The organism is Janthinobacterium kochi (assembly GCF_051380715.1).
In the GTDB taxonomy this organism is placed as follows: domain Bacteria; phylum Pseudomonadota; class Gammaproteobacteria; order Burkholderiales; family Burkholderiaceae_D; genus Janthinobacterium.
The window spans coordinates 211,916-232,214 of the sequence record NZ_JBNYXO010000007.1 but is presented as its reverse complement, the minus strand read 5'-3'; the positions used below and the strand labels follow the sequence as shown (position 1 = coordinate 232,214).

Below are 20,299 nucleotides of genomic sequence, written 5' to 3'. Positions count from 1 at the left end.
GCAGCCCGCCGCGCGCAGCCACACCGGATAATTATGAACAAGCGCCCCACGCTGAAATTGAAAACCAAGCCGGCGCCAGGCCAGGCTCCTGCCCCTGCCGCACCGAAATTGCGTCCCAGCTACCATCCCGACCTGAAACCGGTCTTGCAGCCAGGCTTCCAACCCGATTTGCGCGCCGACTCGCTGGCGTTTTGCCTGCTGGGCGCCGCTAATGCCGTGGCGCAAGTGCGCACCGGCACGGCTCTGCCGCAGGCGCTGGCCAAGGTGTTTGCGCAATCGAACGCCAACCCGCAGGCGCGCGGCGCCATCCAGGATATTTCCTACCGCACCATGCGCCAGCTGGGCCGCAGCGAAACCCTGGTTGGCCTGATGACGTCAAAGGCCCCCGAGCCGCCGATGCTCGCTGCGCTGTTGTGTTGCGCGTTGTCCTTGATGTCGGCCGAGCCGGGCGAACAGCCGTACGAAGAATTCACGGTCGTCGACCAGGCTGTCACGGTGGCCACCTCGCACCCTGACCTGGCGCATGCCAAGGGCATGGTGAATGCCGTTTTGCGCCGTTTCTTGCGCGAGCGCAAGTCCTTGCTGGAAGCGGCCCTGCAGCAACCTTTGGCGCAATGGAATTATCCGCAATGGTGGATCGATTCGCTGCGCCTGGCCTATCCGCGCGACTGGCAAGCCATTCTGACGGCCGGCAATGCCGTGCCGCCACTGACCCTGCGCGTGAATCGCCGCAAGAGCACGGTTGTAGCCTATCTGGCCGTGCTGGCAGAGGCGGGCATCGCCGCGCGTCAGGTGGGACCGTTTGCCGTGCGGCTGGACAAGCCGATCGGCGTGGCACTGATTCCCGGCTTCGAGCAGGGCGTCGTCTCCGTGCAGGATGCCGGCGCGCAACTGGCCGCACCGCTGCTGGACTTGCAAGATGGCATGCGTGTGCTGGACGCCTGCGCGGCGCCCGGCGGCAAGACCTGCCACATCCTGGAACTGGCCGATGTGCAGGTCACGGCCATCGATGCGGACGCCAAGCGCCTGCCGCGCATCGCGGAAAACCTTGAGCGCCTGGGCCTGGACGCCACCCTGAAGGCGCAGGATGCGCAATCGAGCGCGTGGTGGGACGGCCAGCAGTACGACCGCATCTTGGCCGACGTGCCGTGCACGGCCTCGGGCATCGTGCGTCGCCATCCCGACATTCGCTGGTTGCGCCGCAAGGGCGATGCGTTCCAACTTGCAACACTTTCCTCCAAAATTCTGGACAACCTGTGGCAGATGCTGCGCCCCGATGGTAAATTGCTGTTCGTGACATGTTCATTGTGGCCGCAAGAGTCCGAGGCACAGGCGGCGGCATTTGCGGTGCGCAATAATGCGATCCGATTGACAGCGCCTGGCCAGCTGTTGCCGACTGGCAGCGCGGAGCAGGACCATGACGGTTTGTTCTATGCGCTATTCCAAAAAAATGCGGCTTGAGCGATTCGTCGAACCTTTTCCTACGGACACCACCGGCACACTTGTGACAACACGACTCTTCCGACTCCTGGCCCTGCTGCTGATGCTGGCATGTACCATGCCACGCGCGCATGCCGCCGACATGGTCGAGATCACCCGTGCCTACATCGAGGCTAGCGAAGAGGGCTACAAACTGGCCGCCACGTATTCCTTCGAGCTCAATCACGACCTCGATGATGCCGTGCAGCATGGCGTGCCGCTGTACTTCACGACGGAAATCGAACTGACCCGGCCCCGCTGGTACTGGTTCGATGAAAAAGCCATCGTGGCACGCCAGACCAGCAAGCTGTCCTACAACGTGCTCACGCGCCAGTATCATGTGTCGGGCGGTGGCTTGCAGCAAAGCTTCCCCACCCTCGACGATGCGCTGTTCCTGATCCGCCGCCCCAGCCGCTGGCTGGTGGCGCGGCGCGGCGATCTGAAAGTGGGGCAGACGTACAACGTCACCTTGCGCATGGGCATGGACCGCGATTACCTGCCCAAGCCGATACAGGTCAATGCCTTCAATAACAGCGACTGGCGATTGGCTTCGAATAAAAAAACCTTTTTGTATACGGCGGAGTAGTGAGTCAAGCATTGCGCTATTTGCTGGTGGTGGGCGGCGGCATTGTCAGTATCCTGCTGTTCCTGCTGGCGTCGGCTTCCGACAATTCCGGCTTTTTCGACCGCTATTACACCTGGCTGCTGGGCCTGAACGCTGCCGTGGCCGTGTCCCTGCTGACGCTGGTGGGCATTTCCCTGGCCCGCCTGTACGCGCGCTACAAGAGCGGCAAGTTCGGCTCCAAGCTGATGACACGCCTGGTGATGCTGTTCGCCGCCGTCGGCATCCTGCCGGGCCTGGTGATTTTCCTTGTCTCCGTGCAATTCGTCTCCCACTCCATCGAGTCCTGGTTCAACGTCAAGATCGAAGCGGCGCTGGAATCGGGAATTGAGCTGGGCCGTGCCGGCCTCGATGCGGCCCTGGTCGAGCTGGACCACCGGGGCCACAAGGCGGTCGAGGAACTGGGCGCCGACCCGGTGGCCGGCCCGGCCGTGCTGACCAGCCTGCTGCGCGAAGAGGGCATGCAAAATGTCATGATCGTCAGCGGCGATGGCGTGCTGCTGGCCAGTGCCGGGCCGCACAGCGCGGCTGACTTGCCCACGCCGGCCATGCTGGTGCAAGCCGCCTTGCCGGCCGGCTATGCCTCCGCCGAAGGGGGCGTGGAGTTGCACGACGATGGCACGGAGTCGGGCGGCGGCGGTTTCCGCGCGGGCACGCCGGCATCGCTGGAAACGGCGGCCAGCCTGCGCCTGCGGGTGCTGGTGGCCGTGCCGGGTCCCTCCGTTTCGCCCCGCTACCTGCAACTGCTGCAAGCGGTGCCGCCCAAGCTGGCGACGAATGGCGAGGTGCTGCGCGCCGCCTACAGCGAATACAAGGAACGTTTCGTCGCGCGCGTGGGCTTGCGCAAGATGTACATGGAAATCCTCACCTTGACCTTGCTGCTGGCCATTTTCGGCGCCATCGGCAGTGCTTTCCTGATCGCGGGGAACCTGGCTCAGCCCCTGCTGCTGCTGGCGGAAGGCACGCGCGCCGTGGCCGAGGGCGATCTGTCGCCGCGTCCCATCGTCGCCACCAAGGATGAACTGGGTACCCTGACGCAGTCGTTCAACATCATGACGCGCCAGTTGCTCGATGCGCGCACGGCAGTGGAAAGCAACCGCGCCGCGCTGCAAAACGCCAAGGCCCACCTGGAATCGGTGCTGGCGAACATGTCGGCCGGCGTGATGGTGCTCGACGGCGACTTTAAACTGGTGACCTGCAATGAATCGGTCGAGCGCATCCTGCAGCATTCGGGCATGAGCATGGTGGGCCAGCCGCTGGCGCATATTGCTGGAATGGAAGAGTTTGGCTCGGCCATCATCAGTGCCTTCACGGCGCAAAGCGCGCAATCGGCCTCGGGCCGCAACCAGCAGCGTCTGCATTGGCAGCGCCAGATCGAGATTCCGCGACGCCTGGGCAGTAGTGCCGACGAGCATGATATCACCCTGCTGGCGCGCGGTTCGCGCCTGCCGCTGGAGTCCGGCAGCGGCTATATCGTCGTGTTCGATGATATTTCCGACGTCATTTCCGCGCAGCGCTCGATCGCCTGGGGCGAGGTGGCACGCCGCCTGGCGCATGAAATCAAGAATCCGCTCACGCCCATCCAGCTGTCGGCCGAGCGACTGCAGATGAAGCTCGAAGGCAAGCTGGAGCAGCCCGATGCCGACCTGCTCAGCCGCGCCACCACCACCATCGTCAAGCAGGTCGATGCGATGAAGCGCATGGTCGATGATTTCCGCGACTATGCGCGCACGCCGCCGGCCGTGCTCACGCCGCTGCGCCTGAATGAACTGATTGAGGAAATCCTGAACCTGTACCTGCGCGGCGATGATGGCGACATCATCCACCCGCTACTGGCGCCGAATCTGCCGATGGTGATGGGCGATCCGACCCAGTTGCGCCAGGTGATCCATAACTTGCTGCAGAACGCGCAGGACGCCATGGCCGACTTGCCGCCGGACTCGCCGCATCCGCGGATTGACGTAAGGACGGAAGCAATTCATTATCGCAGTGCGGACGGCGGCGTGAATATCGCCGTGCGGCTGGCCATCACCGACAATGGCCCTGGTTTCGCGCCAAAAATCCTGGCGCGCGCCTTCGAACCCTATGTGACGTCGAAGGCGCGCGGCACGGGATTGGGCCTGGCGATGGTCAAGAAAATTATCGATGAACATGGCGGACGCATCGATATCGAGAACCGGGTCGACGGCAATGGCGCTTCGGTGGTCATTTTGCTGTTAAAGTTAGCTCCCGACACTCCTGCCCAGGAATTCCTGGCGTGAGGGTCTGGTTTAGTATTTAAAACACTAATAAAATCATAGCTGTCCGCCGTGTGCATCTTGTGCGCGAGGGCCGGCGAAATGAGGAAGGCAAGACACGAATGGCAAACATACTCGTAGTGGATGATGAAATGGGTATCCGTGAGTTGCTCTCGGAAATATTGGGTGACGAAGGACATGCTATCCAGCTGGCCGAAAATGCGCAGCAGGCGCGTGAAGCGCGTGCCGCCGGTGCGCCGGATCTGGTATTGCTGGATATCTGGATGCCCGACACCGATGGCGTGACCCTGCTCAAGGAATGGCAGCGCGACGGCTTGCTGACCATGCCGGTGATCATGATGTCGGGCCACGCCACCATCGATACGGCCGTCGAGGCGACGCGCATCGGTGCCATGAACTTCCTGGAAAAACCGATTGCCCTGCAAAAACTGCTGAAAGCAGTCCAGCAAGGCTTGACACGGGCACAGGAAACCGTGCGCGCGCCGAGCGTGGCGCCGCGTCCCGTGGCACCCGTGGTGGCCGAGGAAAGCAGCCATCCCGTGCCCAGCTTTGGCGGCAGCGCGCCGCAACAGCTGATGGTGCGCCCAGGCATCGCCGTACCGGCAGTGGCCGAAGGCCATGGCTACAACCTGTCGTTCGACTTGCCGCTGCGCGAGGCGCGCGACGCCTTCGAGCGCATGTACTTCGAACACCACCTGGGCCGCGAAGGCGGCAGCATGACTCGCGTGGCGGAAAAAACGGGCCTGGAACGCACCCATTTGTACCGCAAGCTGAAACAGCTGGGCGTCGAACCTGGCAAGCTGGCCAAGAAAAGCCTGTGACGGTAGCCGTGCGGCGTCCGACGCCGCTGACCCTGGTCAGCGGTGGACGCGCCGCCGGGCGCGAGGCTGCCATCGCGCAAGCCTTGGTGCCGGACGAGCCGGCCGCCGTGATCGTCGAGGGATTGGCCGATGGCAATGCCATCCTGGCCGACCTGGCCGAGCAAGTTCTCCCTTCTCCATCATTTCCATTGCAACTGTTGCGCATTGCGCCCGGTTGCCTGTGCTGCAGCGGCAATCTCGTATTGCGTGTAACATTGAATCGTCTGCTGCGCCATCCCCCCGCGCGCTTGTTCATCAGCCTGGCCGACGCCTCGCACATCGAACAATTGCGCACCTGGCTCACCGCCAGTCCCTACGATGCCCTGCTGGCGCTGCAAGCAGACATACAGGTTTCCTGAGCGCGGTTTCCTGACGATTTTCTGATCGATTTACCGCAGTCGCCATTTGCATCTCGTTACAACTCTGCAGCCCGCCGGGTGGCATGGCGCTTGAAATGGCGCCGTATCAGCCCCACCTCTGTTCTGAAACCGCAGGAGCTTCTCCTGCCTGAGCGAAGGATGCAAAATGAACCTGATCTATAACAGCGAGCAATACAGCGTCGTGGAATTCGGCGCCGATGTCGACCTGGAAGCCTTGCGCTTTGGCGGCTATGAAATCGTCGACAAGGGCGGCAAACGCGAGACGTTTATCGCCGGTATCCTTGCGCAAAACTTCCGCCGCGACGTCACGGAACTGATCGCCAGCGAACCCAGCATGGAGGAGATCGATGAATTTTTGGGCAGCTACGATTCCCTCATGAGCCAGCCAGTGCTGTTGCACTGATTCTGGCTGTCTGAGGGCGATCGCCACCATACCAATCCGTCAGGCGGCATGGTATGGTGGCCGGGTTATCTTGCTGCAAACAGACCATGTGCCAACTTCTCGGAATGAATTGCAATGTCCCCACCGACATTGTCTTTAGTTTTACCGGCTTCGCCATGCGCGGCGGCCAGACCGATACCCACCATGACGGCTGGGGCATCGCCTTTTTCGAGGGCGCTGGCGTGCGCCATTTCGTCGACCATCAGGCGGCCATCGCCTCGCCCGTGGCTGAACTGATCAAACGCTATCCCATCAAGTCGCGCAATGTCATCGCGCATATTCGCAAGGCCACGCAAGGCCAGGTGGCGCTGGAAAACTGCCACCCGTTCGTGCGCGAACTGTGGGGCCGCTACTGGGTGTTCGCCCACAATGGCGATTTGAAGGAGTTCAACCCCGTGTTGACGGGCAGCTACCGCCCCGTCGGCTGCACGGACAGCGAACTGGCCTTCTGCTATCTGTTGCAGGAGCTGCATGCGCGCTTTGGCGACGCTCCTCCGGCGTTGCCGCAACTGCATGCCGCCCTGGCGGAGTTGTTGCCCAACATTGCGACCCACGGTACCTTCAACATGATGCTGTCGAGCGGCGAGGCGCTGTTTGCCCATTGCTCGACCAGCTTGTACTATCTGGTGCGACAACATCCGTTTCCAACTGCTAAACTCTCCGATGAAGACCTGAGCGTGGACTTTTCCCAAGTGACGACGCCCCAGGATCGCGTGGCCGTGATCGTTACCCAGCCGCTGACGACGAATGAGCAATGGACGGCGTTTGCGCCGGGCGAATTGAAATTATTTGTTGACGGGATGGTGCAAGACACGCCAGCGGCCTAATTTGTTGACGACAATATGCTTGATTGCTGCCAAAATACCCACAGCGCGGGCGAAATTCAGCTAAAGTATTGTCAATAGTGAACCTTGATGCGGGCGCCGCGCGGCCGGTGTCACTCGACCTGATTGATGAAGACTTAATGATCGATATTTCCAGCAACGACATCACCCCGAAACCCTTGCGCGTGCGCGAGTTCTATCTGGGTCGACAACCTATCCTTGACCGCAATCAAGCCCTGTTTGGCTATGAGTTGCTATTTCGCAACGCTCCGGTCGGTCCCGCCAACATCACCAGCGACCTGTCCGCCACGGCGTCCGTGATCGCCCACGCTTCCCAGCTGGGAATGGAAAAGGTCATCGGCGACGCACTTGGTTTCGTCAATGTCGATGCCGACGTGATCATGAGCGACATCTTCGTTTTCCTGCCGCGTGAAAAAGTCGTGCTGGAAATCGTCGAATCGATGCCCGTCACGCCGGAAGTGCACGCGCGCATCAGCGAACTGGTAGGCCATGGTTTCACCTTCGCGCTGGAAAACGTGGTGGCCGATACGTCGCAAGTGCAGGAATTGTTGCCTCTTGTGCAATATGTCAAAATGGACATGAGCACGGTCGACCCGAAGGTGCTGGCAGCGCTGGCCCCCCGTTTCAAGCGGGAGCAGAAGAAACTGGTGGCGGAGAAGGTCGAGACGCGCGAAGAATTCAAGTCCGGCCTGGACCTGGGCTTTGATTATTTCCAGGGCTATTACTTTGCCAAGCCCGCCATCATGACGGGCAAAAAACTGTCGCCGTCGCAACTGGCTGTCATGGAACTGATGACCCTGGTTACCTCCGACGCCGACAACATGGATATCGAGCGCGCCATCAAGCGCGACGTGTCGCTGGCCTTGAACCTGCTGCGCCTGGTGAATACGCCCGCCGTGGGCGCGCGCCAGCGCATCGACTCGTTGAGCCAGGCCGTGACCGTGCTGGGCCGCCGCCAGTTGCAGCGCTGGCTGCAAATCATGCTGTACGCGGAGCCAAGCAAGCGTGGCCATAGCATGACGCCGCTGCTGATGCTGGCCACCACGCGCGGCCGTTTGCTCGAATTGCTCGCGCATAAACTGCGTCCGAACCACGCCCATTCGGCCGATATCGCCTTTACGGTTGGCATCATGTCGCTGATGGATACCCTGTTCGGCGTGCCGATGTCGGAAATCCTCAGCCAGATCGAAGTCATCGATGAAGTGGCCGAAGCGCTGCTGTCGCGCGAAGGCTTCTATGGCGACCTGCTGCGACTGGCCGAATGCATCGAGCGCATCGAAGACATGGAAGGCGAGATTGTGCCGACCTTGCGCGACCTGGCCATGTCGCCGGACGATCTGGTGGAGCTGGAAATGGCCGCCTACGAATGGAGCGATAACGTTGTTAGGTACGCGCTGTAGGTCGGATTAGGTGGGGCCGCCGAGGCCCGCAGGGCCGTAATCCGACAATATTGTTGGCATGGTTGTGGTGTTGTCGGATTACGCGCAAGCGCTAATCCGACCTACCCGACTGTAACGTCCCGGATTTTCATCTTTAAAAAGCCCTGCACGGCGTCGCCGTGACAGGGCTTTTTTACGCCGCTACGCTGCGGCGCCGGGCCAGTGCTTGTGCAGCTCGGGGTCGGTGCGCAATTCCCACAGGGCCAGCACGACGACGGCGATACCGACGAGCAGCTCATTCCACAGGACGACGCGCTGTTGGGCCAGCTGCAAGATCCACGGCGAGGCGGCCACCCAGACGCCGACCAGCAGGTTGACGACGACGGCCCAGAAATAGGTCTTGTACAGGTCGAAAGCGGCCAGCACGGCGATCACCAGCCCTGAGACAAAGGCGTTGATCATCTGCGGCGAGCCTTCGGCATAGGAAAAGGCCCAGGGCGAGACGAGCAGCCACAGGCCCAGCAACAGGATCACTTGATCTTGCCAGCGTTTCAGTTTGAAATTGATTGCCATATATCCTCCTTAGCCAGTTGGGGAACGGGCCGGAGCGGGCATGCAGCAAGCCGACCGGCATACTGCGTTAGTGCGCTTCGGCGCGCGATAAGTTCCGCGCGCCTTGTATATATCATGACAGATTGGGTGCCAGCCAGCGTTCCACGTCCTCGATGCTGGCGCCACGGCGCTTGGCCATGTCTTCCACCTGGTCCATGCCGATCTTGCCAACGACGAAGTATTTCGACTCCGGGTGGGCAAAATAGAAGCCGGAGACGGCCGCGCCGGGGAACATGGCATACGATTCCGTCAGCTGCATGCCGATTTCCCCGGCCTGCATAACCTCGAACATCTCTTTCTTGACGGTATGCTCGGGGCAGGCAGGGTAGCCGGGCGCGGGGCGGATGCCCACGTATTTCTCACCGATCATGTCGTCGTTGCTCAAGTGCTCGTCCGGCACATAGCCCCATAAATCCTTGCGCACGCGCTCATGCAGGTATTCGGCAAACGCTTCGGCCAGGCGGTCGGCCAGGGATTTGAGCATGATGGACGAGTAATCGTCGTGCGCATCTTCGAAGCGCTTTTCGTATTTCTCGATGCCCAGGCCCGAAGTGACGGCGAACATGCCGATGTAATCCTTCACGCCCGATACCTTCGGCGCAATGAAATCGGCCAGGCATTGGTTCGGCCGCTGCACGCCGTCGACCACGGGTTTGACGCCCTGCTGGCGCATGCCGTAGTAGGTGAACGCTACGGTACTGCGCGTATCGTCCGTGTACACCTCGATATCGTCGTCATTGACGCTATTTGCCGGCAGCAAGGACACGACGCCATTGGCCGTCAGCCAGCGCCCGTCGATGAGTTTTTTCAGCAAGGCCTGGCCTTCCGCGTACACCTTGGTGGCCGCGTCGCCCACCACCTCATCCGTCAAGATGGCGGGGAAGGGGCCGGCCAGGTCCCAGGTCTGGAAGAACGGGCCCCAGTCGATATAGTTGGCCAGCGTGGCCAGGTCGACATTTTTAAACACGCGGCGGCCGATGAACTTCGGTTTCACGGGTGTGCAGGCGCCGTCGAACGGCACAATCATCCTGTTGGCGCGCGCTTGCGCCAGCGGCAAAATGGGCAGCGCCTTCTTGTTGGCATGCTGCTCGCGGATGCGCGCGTAATCAAGTTCGATGTCTTCCACGTACTTGTCGCGCTGTTCCGGCGTCAGCAAGGATTGCGCCACGGACACGGAACGCGAGGCATCCGGCACGTAAATGACGGGGCCGTCGTAGTTGTGCGCGATCTTCACCGCCGTGTGGGCGCGGCTGGTAGTGGCGCCGCCGATCAAGAGGGGAATCTTGAGCATGCGGAAATGCTCGTCGCGCTGCATTTCCTTGGCGACATACGCCATTTCTTCCAGCGATGGCGTGATCAAGCCTGACAAGCCGATGATGTCGGCGTTTTCCACCTTGGCGCGGGCCAGGATTTCCGAACACGGCACCATTACGCCCATGTTCACCACTTCGAAGTTGTTGCATTGCAAGACCACCGTGACGATGTTCTTGCCGATGTCATGCACGTCGCCTTTGACGGTGGCCATGATGATCTTGCCCTTCGGCTTGGCGACGATGCCCGTGCGCTTTTCTTCCAGCAGCTTTTCTTCCTCGATATACGGAATCAAGTGGGCCACGGCCTGCTTCATGACGCGCGCCGATTTCACCACTTGCGGCAGGAACATCTTGCCTTGGCCAAACAGGTCGCCGACCACGTCCATGCCGGCCATCAACGGACCCTCGATCACGTGGATGGGGCGCCCGCCATTGTGCAGCAGCTCCTGGCGCGCTTCTTCCGTGTCTTCGACGATGAATTGCGTGATGCCGTGCACCAGCGCGTGCGACAGGCGCGCCTGCACCGTGCCTTCGCGCCAGGCCAGGGTTTGTGCTTCGGCCTTGCCGCCCGCCTTCAGGGTGCCGGCAAATTCGATCATGCGCTCGGTGGAGTCTTCGCGGCGGTTCAGCACCACGTCTTCCACGCGCTCGCGCAATTCCGGGTCCAGGTTGTCGTACACGCCCACCATGCCGGCATTCACGATGCCCATGGTCATGCCGGCCTTGATGGCGTGGTAGAGGAAGACGGTATGGATGGCTTCGCGGGCAGGATCGTTGCCGCGGAAACTGAACGATACGTTCGACACGCCGCCCGAGATCTTCGCGTAAGGCAAGTTTTCCTTGATCCAGCGCGTGGCGTTGATGAAGTCGACGGCGTAGTTGTTGTGCTCTTCGATGCCGGTGGCGACGGCAAAGATGTTCGGGTCGAAAATGATGTCTTCCGGCGGGAAGTCCAGCGCATCGATCAACAAGTGATAGGCGCGGGCGCAAATCTCGATCTTGCGCTCGAAGGTGTCGGCTTGCCCTTTTTCATCGAAAGCCATCACGATCACGGCGGCGCCGTAGCGGCGGCACAGCTTGGCCTGGCGCAGGAATTCCTCTTCGCCTTCCTTCATCGAGATGGAATTGACGATGGCCTTGCCCTGCACGCATTTCAAGCCCGCTTCGATGACCGACCATTTCGACGAGTCGACCATGATGGGCACGCGCGAAATATCGGGTTCCGAGGCGATCAGGTTCAAAAAGCGCGTCATGGCCGCCAGCGAATCGAGCATCGCTTCATCCATGTTGATGTCGATCACTTGCGCACCATTTTCCACTTGCTGGCGCGCCACGGACAGCGCTTCGTCGTATTGCTCGTTGAGAATCATGCGCGCGAACGCTTTCGAGCCCGTGACGTTGGTGCGCTCGCCCACGTTGACGAACAGCGATGCTTCATTGACGACGAACGGTTCCAGGCCAGCCAGGCGCAAGTCGTGCGATGGGGCCGGTACGGTGCGCGGGGTATTTTTCGCCAGCAACTCGCCGATGGCGGCGATGTGCTCGGGCGTGGTGCCGCAGCAGCCGCCCGCCATGTTCAAAAAGCCCGCATCGGCGAATTCGCGCAGCAGGGCGGACGTGTCGGCGGGCAACTCGTCAAAGCCCGTGTCGCTCATGGGGTTGGGCAAGCCCGCGTTCGGGTAGATGCACACGAAGGTGTCGGCGATCTTGGCCAGCTCTTCCGCGTACGGGCGCATCAGGGCGGCGCCCAGCGCGCAGTTCAGGCCGATGGTCAGCGGTTTCGCGTGGCGTACGGAATTCCAGAAGGCGGGCACGGTCTGGCCCGACAAAATGCGCCCCGAGGCGTCCGTGACGGTGCCGGAAATCATCAGCGGCAGGCGCACGACGGTCGGATTCTGCTCGTAGAACAGGTCGATGGCGAACAGGGCCGCCTTGCAGTTCAAGGTGTCGAAAATGGTTTCTACCAGCAGCACGTCGGCGCCGCCCTCCACCAGGCCTTGCGTCTGCTGCAGATAGGCGGCCACCAGCTGGTCGAAACTGACGTTGCGCGCGGCCGGGTCGTTCACGTCGGGCGAGATCGACGCCGTCTTCGGCGTGGGGCCCAGGGCGCCAGCGACGAAACGCGGCTTGTCCGGCGTGGAATACTTGTCGCAGGCGGCGCGCGCCAGCTTGGCCGCCTGCACATTCATTTCATAGGCCAGGTGGGCCATGTGGTAATCGTCTTGGGCGATCGTCGTGGCGCCGAAGGTATTCGTTTCGATCAGGTCGGCGCCGGCCGCCAGGTAGCGCTCGTGGATTTCCTGGATGATGTGCGGCTGCGTCAGGGTCAGCAGCTCATTATTACCCTTGACGAACAGTTCACGCGCGCCACTGTTGGCCGGCGCGGCGAAATCGATGAAGCGGCCGGCGGGGCCGCCACGGTAGGCTTCTTCGTCGAGCTTGTATTGCTGGATGATCGTGCCCATGGCGCCGTCGAGGATCATGATCCGCTGCGCCAGAATGGCGCGCAAGGTGGCTTCGGTCGGGGACATGGCGGGGATCACGGTATCGTTCATTTCATGCTTTCAATAGGCAAACGGGCGGCGGCACGGTGGCAAGGCAGTTACGAGGCGGGTGCGGGCCAGCAGGATCAGCTGACGGAGAGTGCCTGCCGGGTAGGGCGGGCAGAAGGTGGCAATCGCCTGATTTCACCGGGTCTAAAATTATACGGCATCAGGCTGCTTTGGTTTTAAGCAAAAGCGGCCGTTCGCCCCACGGCAAGCTTTCTTGCAACACATCGCCTTGCACCTGGCCTGTTTCTGAAAAAGACATCCCTGAAAATCTTGCTCAAAATGTCAATTTTTCAGCCAATGCAGAGCGAGAGGAACAGGGGTCTACATAAAGTTTGCCAAGCAGATATGTCAATCATGATCAAAACCAATTGAATCAACAGCAGCAATAGTTGTCCTTAGGAATCGAATTAACCGATAATATTGGTTCCTCGAAAGTAAATTCCCACCAAAAGTCACCCATATGTCACATTTCTCTCGCGTCCTCCCCTGCCTCGCGCTGCATCAGCAAGGATGCCAGCCGTGAAAAACCATTTGCTTGTTGCATTGTTTGTCATGCTGGGCCTGTCCGCTTGCGGCGGCGGTGGTGGTGGTGGCGACACGGCGGTGACGACCACCTCGGGTAATCCCGTCGTGATTCCTGCCGTGACGGCCGTTTCGGCGGCGAACGTCGCTGTGGGTGGCAGCCTGGTGCTCACGGGCACCAATCTGAGCCGCGTGACGGCCTTCCAGCTGGGCGGCGTGACGCTTGCCAGCAGCGCCGCCAGCGACACCAGCGTGACCCTGGCCATGCCGGGCGTGCCCGTGTCGGGCGCCTTGAGCCTGGTCAGCGCCAGCGGCAAGGCGGCCACCAGCTATAACGTCAATGTGTACCTGCCATTGAGCGTGGGCAGCGTCGCGCCATTGACGGGCGGCGCCGGTTCCAGCGTGATGATCGCAGGCGGTGGCATGGGCGCCGTGACGGCGGTGCAGTTTGGCAATGGCGCGGCGGCGACACCGCAAAGCCAGACGGCCGGCAGCGTGACCGTGGTGGTGCCCTTGGGGGCGGCAACGGGGGCGCTGACGGTGCGCGGTCCGTACAACGATGTCGTCAGCAGCGATACGTACAAGGTCTTGGCGAGCGTGGCAGTGACGTCGATCACGTCGGCCGTCAACAGAGGGACCTTGTCGGTGACGGTGCAGGGCAGCAATCTTGATCAGGTCAGTTCGGCTTCGGTGGGCAATACGCCAGCCGTCATCGTCAGCGCCAGTGCCAGCCAACTGCTGTTATCTGCACCCAGCTCGGCAACGGGCGATGTGATGCTGTCAGCCGCTGCGCGCATTGCCGTCAATGCAGGCACGGTGTCGGCCTTTACCTTGGGCAGCATTGATTTCGCGCAGGTACTGAACCTGAACGCCAGCAATACGGCCTTGCGCTTGACGCGCGGCAAGCCTGCCGCCGTACGCGTGTCCGTACTGGCCCCGCAAGCGGGCCAGGCCAGCCCCGCCGTGACCTTGAAGGCGACCGCCGCCAATGGCAGCAATCTGGGCAGCATCAGCATGAGCGGCCCATCGGTCTTGCCGACGGCGAAAAGCGATTACGGTTTCAATGGCAATTTCAGTGCCGTCCTGCCTGCCGGCTGGATCTTGCCCGGCGTGCGCGTGCGCGTGACGGCCGTGGGCAATGACGGCGTGCAAGTGAGCCAGGAAGCGGCACCGGCGGTGGCCAGCCTGGCCAGAATCCGTTTGGTACTCGTGCCCTTGAGCACCGCTGATGGTGTGGCACAACTGCCTGACGCCCAGGATATCCGCGCCGCGCTGCTGCGCGTCTATCCGTATGCGACGGAAAACATCAGCATTACTACGCGTGCGCCGTTGAACGTGGCTGGCAGCAGCACGGCCGACAGCTGGTGGAGCACTGCCCTGGGAGAGCTGGAAAGCAAGCGGGTGCAGGAAGACAGCGGCGCCTATTATTATGGTTTCGTACCGAAAATATCCTCCACGCGCGCTGCCGGCCTGGCCTACATCAACCCGCCTGGCAGCAGCCAAGACTTCACCTCGGCCATCGGCCTGGACGCCAGCGCTATCAGTGTCGCGGCGTTCGATCCCTTCGGCAATAAATGGCCTGAATGGCTGACCACGCTCGTGCATGAGCTGGGCCACAATCACTCGCTGCAGCACGTTGCCTGCGGCGGTCCAGCCAATGCGGCCACCGACTACCCGTATGCAAATGGCGAACTGGGGCCGCAACCGCTGTATAACAGCGATTATGCGGGCAACATTGGCCAGCTGAGCAAGGCAGAGTATGGCGGCACGCCGATGAAGGATGTGATGAGCTATTGCAGCGGCGCCTGGTTCTCCGACTACAGCTATGCGCGGGTGCAGCAATTCCTGGAAAAACGCAGCACGCAAGTGACGGGCAGCAATGTGCTGGCCGCCAGCATGTCCGTGGCCGAAAATGGCTACCTGACCATTTCCGGCCGCATCACGCCGACCGGCGTGGCCTTGCGCCCAGCCGTTGCATCGTCCACGCGTGTGGGCGTAGCGGCCAGCGGCAGTGGCCAGGCGTACACCCTGCGGGTCCTGACCGCGGCCGGAGCGACGATCGACTTGCCCTTCGATGCCGTGACCGTGGCTGACCATGGCGGCAGCGCCATGCGCCACTTCCGCGTCAGCTTCGCCAACCCGGGCGACATCAGCGACGTGGAAGTGTTGTCAAATGGTAAGCCATTGACCAGGCTGGAGCGTTCGGCGCGCCGCGGCAAGGCCGCCAACGATGGCAGCTTTGAGGTAACGCAAAGCGGCGGCAAGCTGGCGCTGGCCTGGGATGCGCAAGCGGAGCCGTACGCGGCCGTGCTGCACGTGGCCGCCGATGGCCGCAAGACGGTGGTCGCCAGCGGCTTGACGGGTGGCAATGCCAGCGTCGATGTGAGTGCCTTGCCGGCCGGCGGGCGTTTCGAGGTCAGCCTGTCGTCGTCCATGGGCGGACGTTTGATGAAGGTGCAGCGCCGCTAGGCAAGGGGGCTGGATGCAAAAAGGGCTTGCCGCGGCAAGCCCTTTTTTTATGTGCGCAGGCATTGGTGCACAAACTGCACAGATCCTGTGCCTGGCGGAGGCTGCCACTTTTCATCTTGCGTGCCTAGAATGGGTCTTCATCCACTTGCGGAGCATCCCATGCCCATCCTGAATCTGCGTTTGTCCACTGCGCCCGACGCGCGCCAGTCGGCCGCCATCGCCGCCACCCTGAGCGCCCTGACGGCGCGGCTGCTGCACAAGGCGCCCGAATTGACATCGGTGGCGATCAGCCATCTTGACGCGGCGCATTGGTTTGTCGGCGGGCCCTCGCTGCAAGCTCAGGGCAAGGCCAGTTTTTTTCTCGATATCTTGATCAGCGATGAAACGAATACGGCAGCGGAAAAAGCCGCCTATATCGCCGCCGCGTTCGCCGCCATGCGGGAGTGTCTCGGCGCCTTGCATGACGTCAGCTACATCCACGTGCATGACGCGCGTCAGGCGGCCTGGGGCTATGGCGGCTTGACGCAGCAGTTTCGCGCCGTGCGCAAGGTGCTGCAGCAGCCATGATCAATCCCAGCGGCGATCTTGATAGTGCTTCACGGCAAAATCGACGAAGACCCTGACCTTCGGCGACAGCTGGCGGCTGTGCGGATACAGCGCGTACAAGGTGCGTGGGCGCAAGGTGTAGCTGGGCAAGACCTCGACCAGCTGGCCGCTGCACAGCGCATCGCGCACGATGAAGGCGGCTGCGCCGGCGATACCCATGCCACCCACGGCGGCCTCGCGCAAGGCGACGCTGGTATTGGCTTGCAGGCTGCCGCGTACGGCCACCTTGTGCGCGGCGCCGCCGGCGTCCGTGAACAGCCACTCTGCCGGCTTGTCGCCGGAGGTATATATCAGGCAATTGTGTTGCGCCAGATCTTGCGGCGTGGCCGGATGGCCATGCCGGGCCAGGTAGGCGGGCGAGGCGACGGCCAGCGTGCGGCTGCTGGCCAGCTGGCGCGCCACCAGGGAGGAATCGGGCAAGCCGCGCGCCAGGCGCAGCGCCACGTCGAAGCCATCGTCGATCAGGTCGACAATGCGGTCATTGCAGACGAGGTCGATGTGTATGTGCGGGTATTGGCGGGTGAAATCGGGCAGCCAAGCGGCCAGTTCCAGCGTGCCGAAAGCCATCGGCGCATTGATGCGCAGGCTGCCGGACGGTTGCGCCTGGTGCATGGCGACGGCGCGGTCGGCCGCATCGAGCGCGTCAAGGATATCGCGGCTGGCCAGATAGTATTCCTGGCCGGCGGCCGTCAGGGCGAAGCGGCGCGTGGTGCGGTTCAGCAACAGGGCGCCCAGATGGCCTTCCAGCTGGCGGATCTGGCGCGAAACGATCGAGTGGGAAATGCCCAACGCGGCGCCGGCGGCCGTAAAACTGCCCAGTTCCACGACGCGGCGCAAGGCGCGCAGGGCGGTTAGCTGGTCCATGGGGTGCTTGCCGCCGGACTAGTTGGGGTGTGAATTAAACGAAACGTTTGCCTTCCAGCGGGAAGCCTTTGATGAATTCAACTGCGGGCAGGCGCTTGCCGCCCGGTTTTTGCAATTCCGTCAGGCGCAGGGAACCATTGCCGCAGGCCACGACGATGCTATGCTGGGCATCGGCCGCCAGCACCTGGCCTGGCGCTTCCTTGCTGTCCGCTTCAATTACCTCGGCGGACCAGATCTTGATGGTCACGCCATCGACCTGGCCGCAAGCACCGGGAAACGGATTGAAGGCGCGGATTTTCAGGCCCAGTTCCAGCGCAGGCAAGCTGAAATCGAGCGCCGCTTCTTCCTTGGCGATTTTTGCCGCGTAGGTGACGCCCGCTTCCGGCTGCGGCACGGCTTCGAGCGGTTGCTGCTGCATCTTGCGCAGCGTCTCGACGATCATCTTGCCGCCCAGGGCGGCCAGCTTGTCGTGCAGGGTGGCGGTGGAATCACCCGCTTCGATGGGCGTGCGCTCGATGGCCAGCATGGGGCCTGTATCGAGGCCTTCTTCCATTTGCATGATGGTCACGCCCGTTTCATCGTCACCGGCCTCGATGGCGCGGTGAATCGGCGCCGCACCGCGCCAGCGCGGCAGCAAGGAACCGTGGATATTGATGCAGGGTTTGATGTCGAGCGTGCTGCGCGGCAAGATCAAGCCGTAGGCCGCCACCACCATCACGTCGTAGTCAAGGGCCAGCAGGCGCTCGTGGGCTGCCTTTGCCTCGGCGGCGCGCTGCGGGTCCTTGCTGTCCATGCGCAAGGACAGTGGCTGCAGCACTTCGATGCCATGCTGCTGCGCGTATTGCTTGACGGCCGAGGCGTGCAGTTGCATGCCGCGTCCGGCAGGGCGGTCGGGCTGGGTCAGCACCAGCGGAATGTCAAAACCTGCTTCGTGCAAGTCTTTCAGGACCGTGGCGGCAAATTCAGGCGTGCCTGCGAAGATCACTTTCATTTGGTTCCTTGACGTGAGGTGCGCAGGCCCGCGCCGGAGGCGCCAGGCTGGCATGGTGGAACGGCTACTGTTGCTGCTTAGTCTATCAGCAGTGGCTTAAAAGCGACGGTTCTGTGCACGCAGGCTCGCTTCGCGCTCGAGACCACGGACTTCCTTGATCATCTTGGCCTTGATGCGGTTGCGTTTGAGCGGCGACAGGTATTCGACAAATACCTTGCCCAGCAGATGATCCATCTCATGCTGGATGCAGACGGCCAGCAAGCCATCGGCTTCCAGCTCGAACTGCTTGCCGTGGCGGTCCAGGGAGCGCACCTTGATGCGGGCCGGGCGCTCGACGCCATCGTAGACGCCAGGCACGGAAAGACAGCCTTCGTCGTAGACCTGCTTTTCTTCGCTGGCCCAGGTGATTTCCGGGTTGATGAATACTTGCAGCTGGTTTTTCTCTTCGGTGGTGTCGATCACCATCATCTGGATATGCGCGTCCACTTGCGACGCGGCCAAGCCGACGCCTGGGGCGTCGTACATGGTTTCGGCCATGTCGTCGATCAGGGTTTGCAGACGCTCGCCAAATTCGGTGACGGGCTTGGCGATCGTGTGCAGGCGAGGATCGGGGTAACGCAGGATATTTAATATGGACATACGGATTCGACTGGTTAAGGTGGGCGCCGGTGCGCCGGATTATTCATGCCTGGGCCATGCGAACGATGGCAGGGCTATTTTATTTGAGTACGCTACGGTTGAGCGCGTATGGCACAACGGCGCGGCAGATGCGTTTGCCAGTGCGCTATTCGTTTGCTGCAAAGGGAAATTTTATCACAGACGCCCATGGCCCTGTGGACGGCGGGCTGTTTTGCAGCGCCATTGCATGCATCCTTGCGCGCGTCGGTATCGCGTGCGCGCCATGGCGCTAGCATGAGAGGGCACAGTACACAGTGAGGTTGTCATGCATGCACTTGCAACGACGGCAGACACGGCCACGGAATTGGCGGGCTGGCTGCGCCTGCAGCATCTGCCCGGCGTGGGGCCGGTGGCGGCGCGCGCCTTGCTGGCCCGCTTCGGCTTGCCGCCGAAAATCTTCGCCGCGCCGTTCGAGGCCTTGCGCGAGGTGGTGCCGGCCAGCGTGGCGCGTGCCATCGTGCAACCGCCCAAACCGGTGGCCAACAGCCAGCTGGCGCTCACCCTGCAGTGGTTGCAGCGGCCCGGCAATGCCGTGCTGACTCTGGCCGACGCCGCGTATCCGCCCCTACTGCTAGAAATCGCCGATCCACCGCTGTTGTTATATGTCCGGGGGCGGGCGGAACTGCTGTCGCGTCCCGGCGTGGCGATCATCGGCAGCCGCAATGCCAGCGCACAGGGCATGCAGAATGCGGCCGCTTTTGCGCACGCCCTCAGCGCGGCGGGCTTGACCATCATTTCCGGGCTGGCGCTGGGCATCGACACGCATGCGCACGAGGGCGGCTTGCGCGGCGCGGGCGCCACCGTGGCCGTGATCGGCACGGGCGCCGATTTGGTGTATCCGCGACGCAACCTTGATTTGGCGCAAAGAATTGCCGAACAGGGTTGCATCGTCAGCGAGTACGCGCTGGGCTTGCCGGCCATGCCCGGTAACTTTCCGCGTCGCAATCGGCTGATCAGCGGTCTGGCGCGCGGTGTGCTGGTGATCGAGGCGGCGGCGCAATCGGGTTCATTGATTACGGCGCGCCTGGCCGGCGAGCAGGGGCGCGATGTGTATGCCTTGCCCGGTTCCATCCATGCCACCCTGGCCAAGGGTTGCCATGCGCTCATCAAGCAGGGCGCCAAGCTGGTCGAGTCGGCCGATGACGTGCTGCAGGAATTGTCCTGGCTGGGGCTGCCGGCGGACATGCCGGCGGCGCAGGATGCGGCGCCCGTGGATACGCCGCTGCTGGCTGCGCTGGGCCACGATCCCCTCGATGCCGATACTCTTGCCGCGCGCAGCGGCCTGGCCATGGGCGCGCTGATGGGGGAGTTGCTGGCGCTGGAGCTGGCGGGCCTGCTTGAACGCTTGCCGGGAGGACTGTTTCAACGCTGCAAATGACAGCCTGTCACTTGTGTGGCGGCCTTGCCGCACGGGCGCGCTTTGTCGG

At 62.2% G+C, this 20,299-nt stretch carries 16 protein-coding genes; 11 read left to right on the top strand and 5 right to left on the bottom strand.

The genetic code is table 11. From position 1 onward, the window contains the following. The first annotated feature begins 33 nt into the window (after nt 1–33). From rsmB to ACQ4WL_RS17420, 8 genes are all read left to right on the top strand, one after another. Nucleotides 34–1,461: a 16S rRNA (cytosine(967)-C(5))-methyltransferase RsmB gene (gene rsmB / locus ACQ4WL_RS17455; protein ID WP_436510868.1), complete on the top strand. Its 1,428-nt coding sequence runs from the start codon at nt 34–36 to the stop codon at nt 1,459–1,461. Nucleotides 1,462–1,558: 97 nt separating this feature from the next. Next, nucleotides 1,559–2,065 carry a DUF4390 domain-containing protein gene (locus tag ACQ4WL_RS17450; protein WP_436510867.1) on the top strand — a complete coding sequence of 169 codons (507 nt, stop codon included), beginning with the start codon at nt 1,559–1,561 and terminating at the stop codon, nt 2,063–2,065. After that, nucleotides 2,065–4,362 carry a sensor histidine kinase gene (locus ACQ4WL_RS17445; protein WP_436510865.1) on the top strand — a complete coding sequence of 766 codons (2,298 nt, stop codon included), beginning with the start codon at nt 2,065–2,067 and terminating at the stop codon, nt 4,360–4,362. Before ACQ4WL_RS17450 ends, ACQ4WL_RS17445 begins: the two co-directional genes overlap by 1 nt. A gap of 98 nt (nt 4,363–4,460) precedes the next feature. Further along, nucleotides 4,461–5,180, top strand: coding sequence for a response regulator (locus tag ACQ4WL_RS17440; protein ID WP_034784724.1), 720 nt, complete (start codon nt 4,461–4,463; stop codon nt 5,178–5,180). Further along, entirely contained in the window at nt 5,177–5,578 is a 402-nt protein-coding gene (locus tag ACQ4WL_RS17435; RefSeq protein WP_436510864.1) for a CobW family GTP-binding protein, read from the top strand. Before ACQ4WL_RS17440 ends, ACQ4WL_RS17435 begins: the two co-directional genes overlap by 4 nt. 166 nt (nt 5,579–5,744) lie before the next feature. Next, on the top strand, nt 5,745–6,002 hold the full coding sequence (locus tag ACQ4WL_RS17430; RefSeq protein WP_071079509.1) for a BTH_I0359 family protein: 258 nt from the start codon (nt 5,745–5,747) through the stop codon (nt 6,000–6,002). 86 nt (nt 6,003–6,088) lie between these two features. Continuing rightward, a complete protein-coding gene (locus ACQ4WL_RS17425) occupies nt 6,089–6,868 on the top strand; it encodes a class II glutamine amidotransferase (protein WP_436510863.1) in 780 nt (259 codons plus the stop codon). Nucleotides 6,869–7,005: 137 nt separating this feature from the next. Next, a complete protein-coding gene (locus ACQ4WL_RS17420) occupies nt 7,006–8,286 on the top strand; it encodes an EAL and HDOD domain-containing protein (RefSeq protein ID WP_436510862.1) in 1,281 nt (426 codons plus the stop codon). A 180-nt stretch (nt 8,287–8,466) separates the two neighbouring features. On the opposite strand, the gene ACQ4WL_RS17415 is transcribed toward ACQ4WL_RS17420, so the two are convergent. Together ACQ4WL_RS17415 and metH are read right to left on the bottom strand one after the other, a co-directional pair. Then, nucleotides 8,467–8,838, bottom strand: coding sequence for an SPW repeat protein (locus ACQ4WL_RS17415; protein WP_436510861.1), 372 nt, complete (start codon nt 8,836–8,838; stop codon nt 8,467–8,469). Between the two features lie 112 nt (nt 8,839–8,950). Beyond that, a complete protein-coding gene (gene metH, locus ACQ4WL_RS17410; protein WP_436510860.1) occupies nt 8,951–12,745 on the bottom strand; it encodes a methionine synthase in 3,795 nt (1,264 codons plus the stop codon). A 516-nt stretch (nt 12,746–13,261) separates the two neighbouring features. On the opposite strand from metH, the gene ACQ4WL_RS17405 reads away from it, so the two are divergent. Continuing rightward, nucleotides 13,262–15,733: an IPT/TIG domain-containing protein gene (locus ACQ4WL_RS17405; protein ID WP_436510859.1), complete on the top strand. Its 2,472-nt coding sequence runs from the start codon at nt 13,262–13,264 to the stop codon at nt 15,731–15,733. Between the two features lie 159 nt (nt 15,734–15,892). Then, nucleotides 15,893–16,300 carry a tautomerase family protein gene (locus tag ACQ4WL_RS17400; RefSeq protein ID WP_436510858.1) on the top strand — a complete coding sequence of 136 codons (408 nt, stop codon included), beginning with the start codon at nt 15,893–15,895 and terminating at the stop codon, nt 16,298–16,300. On the opposite strand, the gene ACQ4WL_RS17395 is transcribed toward ACQ4WL_RS17400, so the two are convergent. The 3 genes from ACQ4WL_RS17395 to def form a co-directional block, all read right to left on the bottom strand. Beyond that, nucleotides 16,301–17,203, bottom strand: a complete 903-nt coding sequence (locus ACQ4WL_RS17395) for a LysR family transcriptional regulator (RefSeq protein ID WP_436510857.1) — start codon at nt 17,201–17,203, stop codon at nt 16,301–16,303. It abuts the gene before it with no gap. A 34-nt stretch (nt 17,204–17,237) separates the two neighbouring features. Continuing rightward, nucleotides 17,238–18,194, bottom strand: a complete 957-nt coding sequence (gene fmt, locus ACQ4WL_RS17390) for a methionyl-tRNA formyltransferase (RefSeq protein WP_436510856.1) — start codon at nt 18,192–18,194, stop codon at nt 17,238–17,240. Between the two features lie 96 nt (nt 18,195–18,290). Further along, nucleotides 18,291–18,833, bottom strand: coding sequence for a peptide deformylase (gene def / locus ACQ4WL_RS17385; protein WP_436510855.1), 543 nt, complete (start codon nt 18,831–18,833; stop codon nt 18,291–18,293). 304 nt (nt 18,834–19,137) lie between these two features. Here def and dprA point away from each other — a divergent pair, with 304 nt between their 5' ends. Further along, the gene (gene dprA, locus ACQ4WL_RS17380) at nt 19,138–20,250 is read left to right on the top strand and encodes a DNA-processing protein DprA (protein ID WP_436510854.1); all 1,113 of its coding nucleotides are present in this window, start codon (nt 19,138–19,140) and stop codon (nt 20,248–20,250) included. Nucleotides 20,251–20,299 lie beyond the last annotated feature (49 nt).

Coding starts and splice junctions, on each gene's coding strand:
- rsmB (WP_436510868.1), top strand. CDS start 34: ATGAACAAGCGCCCCACGCTGAAATTGAAAACCAAGCCGGCGCCAGGC.
- ACQ4WL_RS17450 (WP_436510867.1), top strand. CDS start 1,559: ATGCCACGCGCGCATGCCGCCGACATGGTCGAGATCACCCGTGCCTAC.
- ACQ4WL_RS17440 (WP_034784724.1), top strand. CDS start 4,461: ATGGCAAACATACTCGTAGTGGATGATGAAATGGGTATCCGTGAGTTG.
- ACQ4WL_RS17430 (WP_071079509.1), top strand. CDS start 5,745: ATGAACCTGATCTATAACAGCGAGCAATACAGCGTCGTGGAATTCGGC.
- ACQ4WL_RS17425 (WP_436510863.1), top strand. CDS start 6,089: ATGTGCCAACTTCTCGGAATGAATTGCAATGTCCCCACCGACATTGTC.
- ACQ4WL_RS17420 (WP_436510862.1), top strand. CDS start 7,006: ATGATCGATATTTCCAGCAACGACATCACCCCGAAACCCTTGCGCGTG.
- ACQ4WL_RS17415 (WP_436510861.1), bottom strand. CDS start 8,838: ATGGCAATCAATTTCAAACTGAAACGCTGGCAAGATCAAGTGATCCTG.
- metH (WP_436510860.1), bottom strand. CDS start 12,745: ATGAACGATACCGTGATCCCCGCCATGTCCCCGACCGAAGCCACCTTG.
- ACQ4WL_RS17400 (WP_436510858.1), top strand. CDS start 15,893: ATGCCCATCCTGAATCTGCGTTTGTCCACTGCGCCCGACGCGCGCCAG.
- ACQ4WL_RS17395 (WP_436510857.1), bottom strand. CDS start 17,203: ATGGACCAGCTAACCGCCCTGCGCGCCTTGCGCCGCGTCGTGGAACTG.
- fmt (WP_436510856.1), bottom strand. CDS start 18,194: ATGAAAGTGATCTTCGCAGGCACGCCTGAATTTGCCGCCACGGTCCTG.
- def (WP_436510855.1), bottom strand. CDS start 18,833: ATGTCCATATTAAATATCCTGCGTTACCCCGATCCTCGCCTGCACACG.
- dprA (WP_436510854.1), top strand. CDS start 19,138: ATGCATGCACTTGCAACGACGGCAGACACGGCCACGGAATTGGCGGGC.